The organism is Clostridium sp. DJ247, assembly GCF_014231265.1.
In genome coordinates this window covers 1-18,017 of the sequence record NZ_JABAIW010000074.1, presented here as the reverse complement: position 1 = coordinate 18,017, position 18,017 = coordinate 1, and the positions used below count along the sequence as shown (strand labels likewise).

Genomic DNA, 18,017 nt, shown 5'->3' with positions numbered 1-18,017 from the left:
GTTCCACTAGTTGCAGTACTTGATATTGTAACTAGACCATTTGCATCCACTGTTGCTAGATTAGTATTACTACTACTATAACTTGTTCCTGTGGTTACATCTCCAGTGGTTCCATCCGTGAAATTTGCTATAGTATTAATCTGACAGGTATCCCCTGGCACTAACGCAACTGTGCTTGGTGTCATTGTCAAACTATTTACTGTTTTATTATTACTACTAATTGTTACAGTTGTTGCTGCTCCCCTGCCATTATAAGTTCCTCGGATATATACTGTTCCACTAGTTGCAGTACTTGGTATTGTTACTAGACCATTTGCATCCACTGTTGCTAGATTGATATTACTACTACTATAGCTTGTTTCTGTCGTTACATCCTTAATACTTCCATCTGATAACGTTGTTGTGGTATTAATCTGACACGTATCCCCAGGCACTAGTGTAACTGTTCCTGGTGTCATTACTAAGCCTGGTGCATCTATAATAGTTGGACTTATTGTTACTGTAGCAGCTGCAACTTTTCCATTATTGTAAGCTCTTACATAAGCAGTTCTACTTACAGCCCCTCCTGGAACATTTATTAAACCATTTTCATCTACAGTCACAAGACTTGTATTACTACTATTATAGGTTGTACCTGTTGTACTCTGAGTTAAATCTATAGTACTTCCAGAAGACTTGGTACCTGTGACCGTAAGTTGCCGAGTTTGCCCTGGAGATAGTGTAACGGTACTTGGATTTATAGATAAACTATCAATTCCAGAAGTAATAGAAGGTATATATATTTCTCTATTAATAGTTTTTGTGTCTGAATTACTAGATTCTAAAACAATTGAATATGTTAGGTGCCTATCCACTTCCGCTGGATCCACTTGAACATTCCAAGAAACCTGAGAGTCCTGATTAGGTTCCAGTGTTCCTAAAGCTACTGTTGCAGATTCTCCACTTGCTAAATTTAAACCAGCAGGAAGATTAATAGTTGCTTTAATATCCGTTCCTGAGGAACTGCCAATATTAGTTATATAAGCAGTAACTGCAAATGGATTAGGATTGTATGTACCGTTAACTACTTCTAAGTTATTTGCACCAGTAACAGATAACGCCAATGGTGGTCTTAAATCCTGTTGAAATTCACTAATGCCATAATAAGTAGTATATTCTCTTGTCTCTCCAGCAGCTAAGGATGTAGGGCTCCAGTATATACTTACTGCGCTATCCCCATTACTATAGGTAGGATTTACAGTGTAATTCCAAGTAGTATTATATATACGTGACCAGTTGGTAAATTGTACTTTATCCGGCTTATTCTCACCTTTTAATAAAGTCCCTTGTGCAATTACTGTAGGATTTAACAAATCATCAAAAGCTTGCCAGTACTCGGGAATATCTGAACCTGTAAGTTCTTTTTCAGTTGTAACAGCGCCGATACCTGGAATTCTAAAAGGTGCTGCGTCATTATTTCCAAGCATGGTATCCATCATAATTCTAGTACCAACTTCATGTTGAATACTGTCATTATTGATTACTATATATTTAACCTCAACAGTATCTTCTTTTTGTGTGCTGGAGTTTTTCACTATAGAAATTTTTTGTTTTACTATCACATTACCAATTGTATATGTGGAAGTATGACTTAGGGTTGCTAAGTCAGTATTTGCTGTACCGCTATCAGCCAAGTATACATGATCATTTCCATCAACTTTGATTGTAGTAAAAGACGTACCTGGTGATGGATGTCCATAAAGCATTGTTTTGTAGTTATCATTTAAATTTCCCAAATCACCACCTGTTGTACCAATTGTAAATCTTCCGTCATCAGCCACAACAAACTCCAGATAATCATTTGAACTTGTACCACTACTTGCATATACAGTATTTGAATCTGCAAGTGCAAACAGCTGCAGTAACAAAAATACAATTAGTGAGGAAACTGATACTTTAAATCTCCTTTTCATTTAGCTCTCCGCCCTCCCAAAGATTGCTGAATATAAAACTAAAAATTCTTTCAAGAAAAGAGACCTTAAATGTATTAAGGTCTCTTTTACTTTAATATAAACTATCTTAGTAATTGTAGCACTCCTTGTGGCTGTTGATTTGCTTGTGCAAGCATAGCTTGAGCAGCTTGAGCAAGTATATTATTCTTGCTTTGTGTCATCATTTCTTTAGCCATATCTACGTCTCTAACTCTTGATTCTGCAGCTGTTAAGTTTTCAGATGCTGTTCCTAAGTTATTGATAGTATGCTCTAGACGATTTTGGAACGCTCCAAGCTTTGATCTCTGTGCAGATACATCTTCAATTGCTTTATTAATTGCAGAAATTGATGATTCAGCAGACTCTGCTGTTGATACATCAATACTATTTATATGAAGTGCAGCTGCACTCATATCTCCAATATCTACCCCCATTGTTTGAGCTGAATTAGCTCCAATATGCAAAGCTAATGTATTGTCAGCATATTCTTCTACAGATGCACGAGATGTAAATGTAGCTTCTTTTCCAATAGAATCGGCAGTTAATGCTCCTAATGTTAGAGAGTAATCTCCATCAGTAGTTACTATATTTTGTGCTCCACCTGCAGCTGCAATACCTGCGATTGTAGCAGTTTGTCCATCTTGAGTAGTCCAGTCTAATGAATAAGTGCCAGCACCCGCATCATAATCAGTAATTTTTACTGTAATTGTTTCATCTGCTTCTGTACCTGGAGTTCCTGCTACAGCAGCTGTAGTTGCAATAACAGCTGTAAATAAAGTTTTATCTCCTTGATTATCAAATGATACACTTCCTAATTTTTCAGTAACTCCTTTTAAGGATCCATCTAATAACTTTTTAGTATTAAACTCTGTAGTAGTTGCTATACGATCAACTTCATCTATAAGCTGATCCATTTCCTTTTGTATTTCTCCACGATCTATGTCAGTATTAGTACTACTTGATGCTTGAACTCCTAGTTCTCTCATTCTTTGTAGAATAGAATGAGTTTCATTTAAAGCTCCTTCAGCAGTTTGAATTAAAGAAATACCATCTTGAGAGTTTCTAGATGCTTGATCTAATCCTCTTATTTGACCTCTCATCTTTTCGGAGATTGCAAGTCCTGCTGCGTCATCTCCTGCTCTGTTTATTCTAAGACCTGAAGAAAGCTTCTCCATTGATTTTCCTGCTGCTGTTGTATTTGCTGTCATCATTCTGTGAGCATTCATTGCGTTCATATTGTGATTAATTATCATAATAAATTCCTCCTTGATTTTTAACGTGCACTTCCTTGTGCACAAGTTTTATTTATAGTTAAGCTCTTTGAGCGTACTACCATATTAAATTGTTGCTTCTCTATTGAATTGCACTATCCAGTGTTTTCAACACCTCAGTAACATTATATATTAATATATACCTACTATAAAGTTTAAACAGAAATTAAGTTACAGTAGTCACCAAAACTGTTATTATTTCCTTACATTATAATTATCGGATGTCCCATTATCAACTTTATATGCTTTTATAATTTTTTTATTTTATTTACACTAATTATATCGTAGTATAAAAAAATAAATTTATAGCTTTATAATACTTTTATATTAAATTTGCATTGAACTTACGTTAAAATATAAAAAAAGCGAGATCTAAGCCTCGCTAAACTAAAAACCAGTATTTATATTTTCCTATTAAATACTCTAGCACCACTGTATAATCCCTTATTATACATATTATTAGCATTTTTAGATAGTAATATTTTAGTCATTTGTTGTTTAATCTTATTACGCTTTTCTATCATTAAATTAGATAGTTTTTTCTCATATATCATTATTTCTAACTTTTCTACTATTGCAGAAAATTCTTCTTTAGTATACTGCATACTATTAATGTTTTCTATAATTCTTTGTCTATTATTTAGTAATTTCTCAAGAACATCAAAGTCTTCTTTCTCAAGGCTGTATATAAAATTTAAAGTATATTCTTTATAATCTTCAAGAGCTTTGCTTAATTCTTTATTTTTCATACTATCACCTTATAACGACTTAGCCACTTAGTTGCTGTGTAAGCCAAGACTGCTGTGAATTTAGTTGGTTCATAGCTGACTCAAGTTTGGCAAACATTTGATAGTATCTTTCCTGCTTATCGTAAAGCTTTCTATTCATTTCATCTATAGCTTTATCTTGATCTTTAAGTTGTTTTGTAATTGTATTTGTAAACTCACTAGCAGTTCCCACGTATCCAGCCTTTTTAAGAAGATTTCCATCAAATTTTTCAGCTGAATCATTAATTATATCTTCCAATCTCTGGAATATCCCTGTATTATTATATTTTTTTGTAGTATCAGTTATAGTTGTGTTTGGAGTTGCAATAAATATCTTCATAACTTGGTCTCCACGAGTTTCAAGTGCTGCTTTTAATTTTGTTTCATCTATTTTTAACTGTCCTGGCTTTGATATAGCTTCTAATCCACCATAGGTATCTATACCTATTTCGTTTAATTTTATGCCAGCAGATTCTACACTATTCATAAAAGCATTTCTCATGTCATAAAGAATTTTCTGAAGATCACCATCATTTTTTAATATCCCTTGTTTTGCTTTATCTTCCCAAGCTTTTATGTCATCTTCCTTCATATCTTTCTTTTGTGCATCAGTTAGTGGTTTATAATTATAATCTTTCTTTTCATTAATTTTATCTGATATTTTTTGTACTAGAGAGTTATACTTATCGATGAATGCTTTTATTTTGTCAAAGGAGCTTTGGGAATCAGCTTTTGTTGTTAATGTTGTAGAGTAAGGTGTTCCATTTGGGTCTTTTATAAGATTATAATTCACATTATCTATTGTAAAGCTGTTAGTTGCTTTTGTAACAGTGGTTGCCGTAGATGATCCTGGCGGCGTTATTTCCACGATAGCATCTTGTCCTTGTTTGAAATTACTGTTTAATCCTAAAATACTTAGGGATAACGGTGTGTTTCCTGCTGCATCAGATGTTATTTGTATTGATTGAGCACTTCCTGTATTACGAGTCTTTATTAATAAGCTTTTAGTTAAGTCACTAAAGCTTACTTCTAAATCACTATATAATGCAGTATTTGTGTCTCCATTTTTTGCATATGCATTCTTTATTTTATCTATTACACCTTGTATTGTGTCATCTTTTGTTATTGTAATTTTGGACGACACTTTTCCTGACTGTTTAATATAAAAATCTTTTGATAGGAATGCGGAGTCTAAATCTGATAGCTTTGTTGAAGTTTTTGGATTTAACTCTTTATTTAATAAATTAGTTAACTTTCCTGCTGCTCCTCCTGTTTCTGCTGTTATTTTAACACTATCTGAAGTTAATACATCAAAAACTACATTAGCACCCGATAGTGAAGCTTTTATTTTTCCGTTTAAATTAGTATTAGAATTAATAGCATCATTTATCTTCGATACAAGATCAGCATCCGTACTAACTGTTGAAATATCTATAGCTGCTGTATCATAACTATTAGTAGTACCATTTACACTAAAAGTTATTTTTTTAGAACTCCAATCACTATAGCTTCCTATGCTAACACTATTTGACACTATTCTACTTGCATCTAACTGTGCACTTTTAGCTGTCTGGTTAACTTTTATGGTACTAACACCGTTAACTGCCCCTGGTAACGCTGACGCAGTTACTAGATTACTATCACCACTAGTAATAGTAGATCCAGTATAAGATGAGCTTTTTATCATATTCGTATCCGATGGTGAATCAATAAGTAAATAACTACTTCTTAAATCCCTGAAATCCTTAATAATATCTCTAAAAGTATCCTGTCTCCACTGAATATACTGTCTATCTTGTTTTAATTTATCTAATCTCAAGTTTTCAGCAGTCATCATTTGCTTTACCAAAGTATCTGTATCCAAACCTGTTGCCATCCCAGTAATTCTAATCATATTATTACTTGAACTACTTGTTCCGTTAACACTGCTCACTATTTAACTCCCCCTTTTTAGTTACCAGACGCCAGTTGCTAGCATCTAGTTTCTGTCATCTGTATTACTTAAATGTCTTTGAAATTTTATAAGCCTGTTCCCATGTATCTTTTACATCTTCAATCAAAGGAATAATCTCATCCATAACTGTTACATCTTTTTTTATGTTGGCATCCATAAGTCTTCTTACTATAAAATCATATATGCCTAAAAGAGACTTTGCCCATTCTCCACCTTTACTGACATCCAAAGTTGTCATAAGTTCATAAAATATATTCTGTGTTTTTACTATATTTTCATGAGCATTTTTCATATCTTTATCCAATATAGCTTGTCTGCCTATTTTAGCAAACTTAACAGCTCCTTCTACTAGCATAAGCAGCAGTTGTTCTTTTGAAGCAAAATTCACACTGTTAGTTTTATATGCATTATATGCATTTGCTGCGTACATATTAAGAACACTCCTTTTTATTTGAGAATATAATCTAATAATTTACATAATTAATTATCGTAAATTTATTTACTTTATTTAGGAAAAAACAGAGAATTAAAACTTATTTCTTTTTTTAAGATAATAACTCTCAATTCTCTTTCCATTATTTTTTCACATCTATGACACTACCTCTTGTTTCATCCTTTGAAAAAGTTCCTGTTTCCTCTTTATAAGCAGGAATCTCTACTTCATCTATCTTTACTGCATCAACCGAAAAAATTTTTTTCTGTTTTTCATTTTTAAGTTTTGAATTAAATTCTGAGTTTCCTCTCTCTTTCTCTTCCTTATTATCTTTATTTATGACTGTACTGGATTTACTATGAACTTTTCCGGAACTTGTAGTTTCTTTAACTCTTTCACGTACTTCGGGATCAATTTTATTTAGCCTAAACTCCACAAAATCACCTCACCTTTTTAGTTGCTAGTAGCTAGTAACTAGTTTCTAGTTTCTAGTTACTAGCTACTAGCTACTACATTACGCTTTTCCATCTATCATTATTCCGGCCATTTCACAAAGTTTATCTATCATTTCTATAATCTTTTTTGGAGGTATCTCCTTTATAACTTCTTTAGTTTGACTATCAACTATCCTAATAGCCATATGCTTTGACTTTCCAACTTGCTCATATTCTACATGTGTAGACTTTCCTTCTAACAATTCATTTAATTTATCTACAGCCTTCTTTACATCTTGTTCTGTTGCTGCTTTTTCATTGTTTGATAGCTTTCCTCCAACAGTATCCGATCCATTCTTAGAATCTACCGGTGCTGAAGTACTGTTATTTTGTACTGGCTGCACACATTGTGCATTGTTTACAGTGTTAGTATTCGTTTCTAAAGCTGTTTGCCATCCTTGACTTAAGTTTCTAACTTCCATGTTTAACACTCCTTTATATAATATTAATATAGCCGCTTGCGGAATTCCACAAGCGTTGATTTGCCTAACTTTTTAGCCGTTAGGCTTTTATATTTTCCTCCACTATGAAATAATAAATGTAACCACACAAAATAATAAATCACAGAGGAGGAGAACAAACATGTTTTGTCTTAATAAAACTAAACAACTTAATATTTTTGAACAGGTATCTGAATTAAAGCATATGACCAATAAACAACCCGTAGGGTTCATTAAATTACTTGCTGATAATTTTGATATTAATATCTTTATTCCTGACCCTTTTAGAGAACATTATTATGCTAACTTAGGAAAAGATAGAGAATATGAACTTTCTTCTGTATTATCAGCATTATTAATCATGCAAATATTTCATATACCTACTACTATCTTGTTAACAATTTTTCTTATATTTTCTACTGAAATAAGAGAATTTTGTGGTTTCTACAAGTCTATACCTGATGAATCTTTTTTCAGCAGATTCAAAACTACATTTGAAAGTGATATCGCTAATTTATTTGATTCAATGGCTCTTAAAGTCATTGATATCTGTGAAGATATTAATAATAATCTTCCTGATAATTCACCTTACAAAAATCTTAATTCTATGCTTATATATGATACCTCTGGCTTAAAACCAAGAGTTAAAGAAAATAATCCTAAAACACTTGTATCTGAAGTCAACAGACAAAAATCTTATGCTAAAGCTATAAATAAAGAAAATTTTAATCCATATGCTGCCGCATATAAGAATATGCCTAAATTTGCACAAACAAATTTGGTCTTCTAACTAATGGTTTAGGTGTTCCTTTAAATATCAAATTCTTCGACGAAGATTTTTATGAAACAGTAAATAAAAAAGACTTTGATACCCCTGAAGAACAAAAATATTTTTATGATAATGCTTCATTAAAACCAGTTATTATGCCATTTTTAGATAAATTAAAAAATCATTCTGATTTTAAATTTAAAACTTTTTTGGGTGATTCAGAATTCGATAGTTACGATAACTTTGGCTTACTTAAACATTTAGAATTTGAAAAAGCATTTATTCCTCTTAACCCTCGTAATCAAGCTAATAGTAAAATTGGAGATTTAGAGTATGACATTGAAGGTATTCCACTTTGCCCTTTAACTAAAGAACCTTTTAAATCTGAAGGTTCTTGTAAAGGCAAAAATAAGAGTCTTAGATTTAAATTTACTTGCCCAAAATCTCGTAGAGATAAACAAGGCAAATGCTATCACACATGTGAAAATCCATGCACTGATAAGAAAAGTGGTCGTATGACCTATGTTTATCCTGATAAAGATTTTAGACTTTATCCTGGTGTTCAAAGAAATTCTCCAGAATGGGATGAAAGTTATCCTATCCGTGCATGTATCGAAAGATGCTTATCTTCTTTTAAATTCAATCCATGTATTGAACAACCAAGGACAGTAAATACCACTACTATGCGTGCTGATTTATATTTAACTGCTATCTCTAAACTTATAAATGTTATACTGGCTTACGCCATAAATAATATAGAGTATATTAGAAGCATAAATAAACTTCTTAAAATAGCAGCTTAATCAACATATCCACAATTAAATATCAAGCCACATGCTACGCATGCCTTTTTACCAAAAGGCTTTTTGTCATGCTCTTTTTTTCTAGACTTTTAAGCAAAATGTTAAAAGTTATCCACATTTTTTAATTCTCAATTCTGCAATCATCTAATAATATTAATATCAAACAAAAATAATTAATACTTATTGTGTTTCAGCTTTTAAAAAAGCTATATTATTTCTTTATGCTTTTTAATATGCTGACATCAGTGGCTACTGCCATCTTATTTTCCTGTTCTACTTCTTTATATAATTCTTTTCTTAAAATAGTTATACTTTTAGGTGCAGATATTGAAAGTTTCACAGTTCCATCGTCAATTTTTACTACAGTAATTTCTATATCATCACCAATTAATAAAGATTCTCCTTTTTTTCTGCTAATTACTAACATTAAACCATCTCCTTAGGAGCCTAACTGCTTTTAAAACTAGTACTTATTTTAGTACCAACGGATGTTTTATAGAATAATTGGGGTTATCTAGTATTATTTGTTCCCCTAATTTCTTCTTTATATTTATTATTATAGGTGCCTTTAAATTTATTGTTATATCTTGTATCTTTGAACTTAGTGTTACTGTATTTAAAACAAGCACATCTTCATGGCTATCTATTTCAAGTTCACATATTTTTTCTTCATCAATTTTAAATTCATAGTCCTTTACTGTTAGAAAAGGGGATACCACTACAATTCCTGTACTTTCATCCTCTATAGAATGAAGTATATTAAATACCTCATTCTCTGCAACTGAGAAAAGTATAAATTTTTTAAGTTCTTCAAATCCTGGAATACCCTTATTAAAGGTTATTATATCTTTTTCTTCATACTCTTTTATTCCATGATATTTAGTATTTAGTTTCATAATAAAAACCCCTCTTTTTTAGTCACTAGTAACTAGTTTCTAGTGACTAGCTACTAACTTCTAGTAACTAGTTACTAGCTACTAGTTTCTAATTTCTATCTTAAGTAATCCATAAGTGTAGGTTGCAATACTCTTGCGCTTGTCTGCAAAGAAGCCATATATACAGTCTGCATGGTAGCATACTCCATAGTTTTTTCTGTTATATCTATATCTTCTGTTTTAGATAGAATGTCTGTCATATCTGTATTTGATTGTTCATTTTGCTCTTTCGCACTATCCATTCTGTTTTGCTTTGCTCCAATTTCGGAACGAACCTTTAATATCTGACCCATTGCTGAGTCTAATTCAGCTAAATCCCCGTCAGTAAGCTTTTGGATATCAGCACTATTACTTGAATCCAGATCACTTACAATATTTTTCAATAATTCCGTTATATTGCCTTTAGTTCCGTCTTTTTTCTTATAACTTATAACCTCAGCTGCTGATACGTTATATTTTATAAATACTCCTTGTGATATTTCCGTTTGCCGACCTGAAGATATATTATCCATTTGTACGTTTGGAAAAATACCTGTTGGCAGTGAAAGGTCAGAAACTATTGTTGTTGCTGGTGAAGCTTCTATCCATATGAAATCATCAGTTAAAGAATTAAATTTTATTTTTCCATCTTGAGTTTTTTGCGCTGTTATTTTTCCTGATAAAAATGTATTTCCATTTATTTTATCGTTTATATTTTTAACAACATCATCTACAGTTGGAGGCGGAGTACTTGGAAAATCTAAAGTTATTTTCGTGCCTGTATTATCTCCATTTATGTTAAAAGTTATATCTTTGCCTGACCAATTTGCTGCAGTAAAACCATTAGAAGCTACAGTAGGTAAATCTTTCATTATGTTATTTTTATCTGAAACATAGTTTAACTTTGTATTTTTTATTAGAGAAAATTCATAAGTATCGTTACCAGATGTATTTGGATTAGGCTCAATATTTATATTCATTCCATCTATAGAAAAAACATTTGACGCAACCGTGGGAGTACTAGTGCTCCACGTGGTACCTCCATCTGTGGATTTATCGCAGCTTACTCCAGTTACATTCCCTTTCCCATCTACACCTGTTACCATAATCTTATACATTGTATTTAAGGGTACTGTTGGAGTTCCCAAAAAGCTTATATCTCCTCCATTTGCATTTGACTTTTTCACAATATAATCCTGCATTGTATCTACAGGCTTTGACGTTCCTTTTGTTCCTCCAAAAATGTATTCTCCATCAAAGTTTGTATTTAATATCTGAGCAATCTGTCCCACCCTTTGATTTATTTCATCCTTTACCTTCTGTCTCTCATCTGGTCCATAAGCAGCATTGCCTGCAGATACCAATTTTTCTCTTATAGATTGAAACACATTACCTAATTGTCCTAAAGCTGTATCTGTAGTATCTAACCAATTTATAGTATTAGTTATGTTTACATTATATTGTTTATTTGAATTTATAGCTGTATGCATCTGCATGGCTCTGGTAACATTGAATGGATCATCTGAAGGTCTTCTAAAGTTTTTTCCTGATGTCATCTGCTGTTGAAGAGTTCTCATATTGTTAAGATTTACATTCATGTCACTAAGGAAATTGTTAGCAAGCATCTTGTTAGTTACACGCAATTTAAATTCACCCCACAATTTTTTATAGTAACTAGTTACTAGTTTCTAGCTACTATCTACTATCTCTTAAGTCCGTTAATAATTACATCCAACAATTGGTCTACAGTTGATATAATTTTAGCATTTGCTTGATAACAATGCTGGAATTGAATAAGATTTGCCATTTCTTCATCCAGTGATACTCCTGATACTGAATCCCTAGACTCTTTAAATCCAGCTAAAAGCTTTGCTTGATTGTCCACCATTCTTCTAGCTTCTTGTTCCTGTATACCCAGTCTATCCACTGTATCTTTAAAATAGCTGTCTAATGTCATACCACCTACATCATTATTTATTACATATAGGTTATTTTTATTTGAATCTTGTTTAAGTATTGGTGTTAAAAAATCTGCTCTACTTGAAGAAGCATTTATATCTTGTATTTTTATTAATTTATCTCTAAGCGATGCAATAGCCAGTGCCCTTGTACCGTCACTTTCACCACTAGTAGCATTTCCATTTATGTCATAACTTGTAGCTGTCTTTATTTTCATATAACCATCATCCTTTAATATATCGGCATTTACAGTTATATTTTCAGCAGTTATCCCATTTTCAGATGATGTTGATTTCGAATTTACAAATAAATTGTTTATTCCACCTTCTCCATCCGTAGAATAATCTGCTCTAAAGGACGCGCTTTGACTCATTATTCCATTAACTGAAAAGGCCAAAGCTTTTGCAAATTTATTTAATTGATTCTGATAGGTATCTATATCCTGCTGAACAGACATATAACCTTTTAATTCTCCTGTAGGAGCTTTAAAAAGTGCTAGGTTTTCAAAGTCACAGCTTTGATTATTACCTAAATTACTTCCATCTTGAAGATTTGTATCTATTTGTTTATATATTTTGCTTGAATCTTTATCATCTACCTTATCTTTTACTTTTAGTGCTACTCCATTATTATTAGCCCAAAGTACTCTACACTGGTTTAATTGCTTAAATTTATCCTCAGCACTGACATAGTTAGCATCTCCAGGTGCTCCTGTATTTTTAATATTAACCTTTATAGTTACTTTATTGTTATCTGTAGTCATATCACCATTTTTATAATATGTAACTGTGTATGTTCCTTCTCCAGTAAATTTTTCTTCTCCAGCATCATTGGTAATACTACTTACATAAGAAAACCTAGTTGTACTATTAGGATCAATAGACTGCACGATGTTTAGAGGTGTCTTACCATCTTGTGCTAAGGGTGCATTTCCGTTATCACCTGTGGATGCATACTTAGCTTCATTAGAAGTAGTTACATCATAACCATCAAAATCTCTTTTACTGATAGTAAGTCCAAACTTTGTACTTAATTGATCTATTAGTAAATCACGCCTATCCATTAAGTCATTAGGTTTGTTTCCTGATATTTTTACCTGTTTTATCTGTTGATTCAACTGATTTATTTGTCCTATCATACCATTTATATCAAATATGGTATCTTTAATTACAGTCTGTGTGTTACTTTTCAGACTTTCAAGCTCTGTATAGCTGTGATTTAATTCATTAGTAAGAGCTAATGACTGTTGAGCTACTACAGATTTAGCATTTGATTTATCTGCAGATGTAGCTAGGGTATTCCAACTATCAAAAAACTTACCTATCAAAGTAGATAACCCTGTATCAGTAGGCTCATTAATTATGTTTTCTACTTGGCTTAAAAATTTATCTCTTCCTTTAAATTGACCATCTACTGCCATTTCAAATCTAACTTGATAATCCAAAAAACTATCTCTTATTCTATCAATAGATGCCACATCTACTCCTGTTCCTATTTGACCAGCAGCCCCTGGTACACTTTGTGGTCTCGTTGTTTGCAACGTCACCCTTTGTCTTGAATACCCCTCTGTGTTAGCGTTAGCTATATTATGAGATGTTACATCTATGGCTCTTTGCTGTGCAAACAATCCTCTTGTTGCTATATTAAAAGTTCCAAACAAACCGGACATTTTATCACTCCTCTTTTTTAGTTGTTAGTAACTAGTTGCTAGTTTTTAGTTACTAGTTACTAGTTACTAGTTACTAGCTACTAGCTACTAGCTACTAATTTCTAATTATCTTCTCTTACCGTACCCATTATAAGTTTTTGGACCTCTATCGGGGTTAATAAAATTAAGCATCTGAGTTGAAAAACCCAATCCCTGCTTTATTATCATTTCATTTGTATCTTTCTGAAGTTGTATTTCTTCTAAAAGCTTTTTTACCGATCTATAATTATTCTCTAAATTTTCATTTTTCATCTTATCTACTATACTTGTCATAGCTTCTCCACCAGTTATTTTTCTTCTTTCCACTTCCCACCGAGCCACTTCTCTACTACACTGTTCTATCTTTTCAACAACTTTGCCTAGTGAAAAAACTTCTCTTTTTGTTAAATATTCAAATTGCTCATCCAAAGCATCTAAAAGAGCTTTAAGGGCATTATATTCATTCATTACGATTTCATTTAGCTGAAGCACTACTTTACACCTCCCAAGTTAGGTTAACAGTTAATAACCAAGAGTCATACATACTAAATCTCTCTTAATTCTTAACTGTTAACCAACATTTCAATATAATACCGATAAACAGCAATTTTATTTATTATTCTCCTTCATAGCCTCTATAATCTTTGCTGCCACAAGTTTAGAACTTCTGTTATAAGTTCCACTGGCAACTTCGTTTTTTAATTTTTCAATCTTTTCCTTTGAATTAACAAATTTGTCATCAAGAGAATAAGTACTCAAACTCTTTCCCAAGGATGAAATTTGTACTGAATCATTTTGAGTCACTACGTCTTTCTTTTCCACACTTTTTTTGTTATTACCATAGAATTTTATAACCTTACTTGGATCCACTCCGTTAATCTTCATATTCTATTCACTCCTATCTATTACAATAATGTTTTAGAAGTCTTATATTATTTTCAGTCACATGGAAAACTTTTCCAACATTAACGCATTTGTGAGTTTGTCACTCTATAAAATAATCTCATACATAATAGCGCTTACTGTATAAGCTTCCTCTTATTAATATTATTATCGATAACATCTATCTATTGTTTATACCTTACAAACAAAAGAACTCAGCTATTTTGCCCTCAAAGTCCCGAAATTTTTCTACTTTAACAACATGTATAAATAGCATTAAAATTCTTCTTTAAAATACTTAACATATTCTTGAGCGTACTCTAAGTTTTTATTACAGATTCCCATATTATAGGTAAGCACAACTTAAATTTAACTTATACGTAGGAATGTGTTACCAAAACTGAAAGCACATTTAAAAACTTTTTTATCAGTCTTAGTTGGAATTTGAGAAAAACCTTAGAACTTTAGACTGATTAAAAGTTTTTAACGTGCCGAAGTTTGGCATCATATTCCGGAGTATAAGTTAAATTTCGGGCATGCCTATCTACAATATAAAAAACAGCCTAGTTTTAAGGCTGTCTTATCTTCCAAGTGATTTTATTCTATCTTCATTACTAACAATATTAGTAATTCTTACACCAAAGTTTTCATCAACAACAACAACTTCACCATAAGCTATTTTTTTACCATTAACTAATATTTCTACAGGTTCTTCTGCTAATTTGTCTAACTCAACTAAAGAACCCGTACCTAGATTTAATATATCCTTTATGCTTTTTTTAGTACGTCCTAAAACTACTGATATTTCTAAAGGAACGTCCAAAATTAAATCTATATTACCAGACACCGCTTGCGACGCTGCTACTTGCCCTAATGGTTGGAAACTAGCTTGACGTACTTCCACTGGTGGCTGTCTATAATTCTCTATAGGTTTTTCATATATTGGCTGAGAGTGCGAATATTGTGGCTCTGACTGAGCATAGCCACCATAATTCTGTTGATTAGGTTGTGGCTGCTGTTGATATTGTACTTGAGGCTCTATGTACTGAGCTGCTGGTGCTTGCTGTTGTGGCTGAGACTCTACAGAATTATTAGCTGAAGGTTCTGTGGTCTCTTCCTGTCCCATCATTATTGTAACAATTTTTTTTGCAGTAGCTATAGGAAGCAGTTGCATTATATTACTATCTACAATATCACCAATTGTTAAAGTAAAAGATACTTTAACCACAGGCTGATCATCTGAAATTCCTTCAGATAATGGTTCTGTTAAATCACTCCAAATTTTCGATAAAGGTGGTGATATATTTACCTCTCTCATGAACATAGTAGCCATGGAAGTTGCTGCAGAACCTATCATCTGATTCATAGCTTCTGATACAGCACTTAACTCTATCTCAGATAGTTCAGTAAGGTCCTCTGAAATAGTTCCATCTCCACCCATCATGAAGTTTGCTATTACTGCAGCGTCTTCTAGTTTCATTACGAGAAGATTTTCCCCAACTATACCACTTGTATACTTAACTTCTAGTGCTACATTAGGCGTTTGAAAAGTACTTTTTAATTCCTTCAATATGGTAACACTTACTACCGGTGTGGTTATATTTACAGGCTGACCAATTATTGTAGAAAGAGCCGTTGAGGCTGAACCCATAGATATATTACCAATTTCTCCAAGTAAGTCTTTTTCTATATCAGATAACTCTGGTAAATTTTCTGATGATACACCACTGTTATCTGCTGCATTATCATTTAATGAATTGTTTTCATTCTCTGAACTTGGCTCAGTGTCTCCACCGCCATTTAATAGTGCATCTATTTCCTCTTGTGAAAGAAACCCATTACCCATAATTTTCCACATCCTTATCTATAATATCAAGTATCTGAACTCCCATATACTTACCTAGTACCCCAGGTTTTCCATAGTAATATGGTTTATCTTCCACCATTAGCTTAACAGGACTGGTTATTTTTTCAGTTAAGGTTATAACATCACCTGTATTTAATTTTAAGAAATCATCAACAGTAATTGTTGTACTACCTAGTACTGCTGAAAGCTTCATGTTAACTATATTAAGTCTTTCTCTCAGCTTTTCTCTAGACTCCTGCAGAGTTTCTTCATCGTTTTCTTGGAACCAGTATTGAACCACAAGCTTATCTAAAACTTTTTCTATACTTAAATACGGTATACATATATTAATAAAGCTATTACTCTTTCCCATTTCAACTGATAAGGTTATTAAAGCCACAGGCTCGTTAGGTGCTAAAGTTTGATTTAAAGCTGGATTTGTTTCAAGGCCCTCTATTTCTGGATAAACCTCTAGAACATCTTCCCATGCAAGTTTTAAGTTAGATATAAGCCCTGCATTTACAACTTTAGTAATATTTTTATCTATATCTGTAAATTCTCTCATTTTAAATTTACCAGAACCTTTTCCACCAAGCAACACGTCTATTATTTCAAAAACAAAGGCTGGATTTGTTTCAAATAATATGGAGCCATTTAAAGGTGGCATCTTGAATATAGTGAGGATAGTAGGGTTTGGTACAGAGTGTATAAACTCTTCATAAGTTATCTGTTGTACAGATTCTATTTTAACTTTAACATTATTTCTAACCTGAGCAGTTAAATAATTTGAAATTATTCTGGCGTAGTTATCATGAATAAGTTCAAGTGTTCTTATATGATCTTTAGAGAACTTCTGTGGGCTCCTGAAATTATAGGGTTTAATTTTCTGCTTTTCTTCATCCTTAGGTACTTCATCTGGTGTGAGTTCTCCGGTTGATAAGGCAGCCAAAAGAGCATCTATTTCACTCTGCGATAATACGTCCGCCATTACTTTCCCTCATTTCTAAATAGTTTGCTACTAGTTTGAAAGGAGTTTATCTATATCTATTAATGTTACTATTCTATCCTGGAAGTTTATAACTCCTTCAATATATGCTTTTTTCCCATCATTGATTTTTTCTATAGTTTCTTCTTCAACATCTAAAACTTCATCTACTTGGTCTACATTTATCCCAACTAATTCATATTCCATTTCAAGTATTATAATATTATTTTGTCTTTGTTCTTCTTTTGGTACATCTAATAATAAGTTTATGTCTAATAAGCTTATGACGCTACCCCTTAAATTTATAAGTCCTTTTATATGGTCTGGTGCCTTTGGAACCTTAGTTATTTCCATAGCATCATTTATACTTTGTACCTTGGCAGTTTGCACCGCAAACTGTTCATTGTTTAATTTAAATACAACAACCTGCATAGGTATACCTCCATTATTAACTTAATAATTCATATACAAGGCTTTATTCTAGTAAAATTCAAAATTGTATATAGTTAATAATGAAAAGAGAACAGCTAAACTTATATACTATTATTATAAGAAAGTTTAAATATAAATTTAATATTACTAATGTTTTTCGTTTAAATTTATAATACCTTTAGACATTATAAAAATTTTGTTACTGTATTTTAAAAGAAAACAAACTATAATATTACATTATTTATTGTTTCTTACATAAATAGCACTTTTCACTCTATTTGCCGTTGACTTTTCACACTTAGAATTAAATTTGATTTTAATTTAGGTGTAATTTTGTAGGATTCCAGACTTGAAACTTAACTTATACGTAGGAATATGTTGACGAAACTGAAGGCACATTTAAAAACTTTT

At 32.0% G+C, this 18,017-nt stretch carries 18 protein-coding genes; 2 read left to right on the top strand and 16 right to left on the bottom strand.

What is annotated here, in order from left to right; translation table 11 throughout:
* The 7 genes from HGI79_RS20340 to HGI79_RS20310 form a co-directional block, all read right to left on the bottom strand.
* On the bottom strand, positions 1-1,952 hold a 1,952-nt coding region (locus tag HGI79_RS20340), incomplete at its 3' end, for an Ig-like domain-containing protein (RefSeq protein ID WP_185652499.1).
* 101 nt (positions 1,953-2,053) lie between these two features.
* Entirely contained in the window at positions 2,054-3,223 is a 1,170-nt protein-coding gene (locus tag HGI79_RS20335; protein WP_185652498.1) for a flagellin, read from the bottom strand.
* Between the two features lie 419 nt (positions 3,224-3,642).
* Positions 3,643-3,990: a flagellar protein FliT gene (locus HGI79_RS20330; RefSeq protein ID WP_185652497.1), complete on the bottom strand. Its 348-nt coding sequence runs from the start codon at positions 3,988-3,990 to the stop codon at positions 3,643-3,645.
* Positions 3,991-4,009: 19 nt separating this feature from the next.
* Positions 4,010-5,941, bottom strand: a complete 1,932-nt coding sequence (fliD, locus tag HGI79_RS20325) for a flagellar filament capping protein FliD (protein ID WP_185652496.1) — start codon at positions 5,939-5,941, stop codon at positions 4,010-4,012.
* Positions 5,942-6,005: 64 nt separating this feature from the next.
* The gene (gene fliS / locus HGI79_RS20320; RefSeq protein WP_185652495.1) at positions 6,006-6,392 is read right to left on the bottom strand and encodes a flagellar export chaperone FliS; all 387 of its coding nucleotides are present in this window, start codon (positions 6,390-6,392) and stop codon (positions 6,006-6,008) included.
* A gap of 145 nt (positions 6,393-6,537) precedes the next feature.
* Positions 6,538-6,831, bottom strand: a complete 294-nt coding sequence (locus HGI79_RS20315) for a hypothetical protein (protein ID WP_185652494.1) — start codon at positions 6,829-6,831, stop codon at positions 6,538-6,540.
* 78 nt (positions 6,832-6,909) lie between these two features.
* Complete coding sequence (locus tag HGI79_RS20310) at positions 6,910-7,311, bottom strand: flagellar protein FlaG (protein WP_185652493.1); 402 nt, start codon at positions 7,309-7,311, stop codon at positions 6,910-6,912.
* Positions 7,312-7,471: 160 nt separating this feature from the next.
* Here HGI79_RS20310 and HGI79_RS20305 point away from each other — a divergent pair, with 160 nt between their 5' ends.
* Positions 7,472-8,119, top strand: a complete 648-nt coding sequence (locus HGI79_RS20305; RefSeq protein WP_185652492.1) for a transposase — start codon at positions 7,472-7,474, stop codon at positions 8,117-8,119.
* A 134-nt stretch (positions 8,120-8,253) separates the two neighbouring features.
* Positions 8,254-8,901 carry a hypothetical protein gene (locus HGI79_RS20300; RefSeq protein ID WP_185652491.1) on the top strand — a complete coding sequence of 216 codons (648 nt, stop codon included), beginning with the start codon at positions 8,254-8,256 and terminating at the stop codon, positions 8,899-8,901.
* 211 nt (positions 8,902-9,112) lie between these two features.
* Here the strand turns inward: HGI79_RS20300 and csrA are convergent, their stop codons facing one another.
* From csrA to HGI79_RS20250, 9 genes are all read right to left on the bottom strand, one after another.
* Complete coding sequence (gene csrA, locus HGI79_RS20295; RefSeq protein ID WP_185652490.1) at positions 9,113-9,328, bottom strand: carbon storage regulator CsrA; 216 nt, start codon at positions 9,326-9,328, stop codon at positions 9,113-9,115.
* 43 nt (positions 9,329-9,371) lie between these two features.
* Positions 9,372-9,797, bottom strand: a complete 426-nt coding sequence (fliW, locus tag HGI79_RS20290; protein ID WP_185652489.1) for a flagellar assembly protein FliW — start codon at positions 9,795-9,797, stop codon at positions 9,372-9,374.
* A gap of 95 nt (positions 9,798-9,892) precedes the next feature.
* Complete coding sequence (gene flgL, locus HGI79_RS23010) at positions 9,893-11,458, bottom strand: flagellar hook-associated protein FlgL (RefSeq protein ID WP_241428288.1); 1,566 nt, start codon at positions 11,456-11,458, stop codon at positions 9,893-9,895.
* Positions 11,459-11,517: 59 nt separating this feature from the next.
* Complete coding sequence (flgK, locus tag HGI79_RS20275) at positions 11,518-13,443, bottom strand: flagellar hook-associated protein FlgK (RefSeq protein WP_185652488.1); 1,926 nt, start codon at positions 13,441-13,443, stop codon at positions 11,518-11,520.
* A 105-nt stretch (positions 13,444-13,548) separates the two neighbouring features.
* Positions 13,549-13,953 carry a flagellar protein FlgN gene (locus HGI79_RS20270; RefSeq protein ID WP_313885244.1) on the bottom strand — a complete coding sequence of 135 codons (405 nt, stop codon included), beginning with the start codon at positions 13,951-13,953 and terminating at the stop codon, positions 13,549-13,551.
* A gap of 117 nt (positions 13,954-14,070) precedes the next feature.
* On the bottom strand, positions 14,071-14,346 hold the full coding sequence (locus HGI79_RS20265; protein WP_185652487.1) for a flagellar biosynthesis anti-sigma factor FlgM: 276 nt from the start codon (positions 14,344-14,346) through the stop codon (positions 14,071-14,073).
* Positions 14,347-14,923: 577 nt separating this feature from the next.
* Positions 14,924-16,189, bottom strand: a complete 1,266-nt coding sequence (fliY, locus tag HGI79_RS20260; protein ID WP_185652486.1) for a flagellar motor switch phosphatase FliY — start codon at positions 16,187-16,189, stop codon at positions 14,924-14,926.
* Positions 16,182-17,177, bottom strand: coding sequence for a flagellar motor switch protein FliM (gene fliM, locus HGI79_RS20255; protein WP_185652485.1), 996 nt, complete (start codon positions 17,175-17,177; stop codon positions 16,182-16,184). The genes fliY and fliM overlap by 8 nt, the downstream gene beginning before the upstream one ends.
* Before the next feature lie 30 nt (positions 17,178-17,207).
* Positions 17,208-17,606 (bottom strand): chemotaxis protein CheW, encoded by a 399-nt coding sequence (locus HGI79_RS20250; RefSeq protein ID WP_185652484.1) that lies wholly within the window; start codon positions 17,604-17,606, stop codon positions 17,208-17,210.
* Positions 17,607-18,017: the final 411 nt, after the last annotated feature.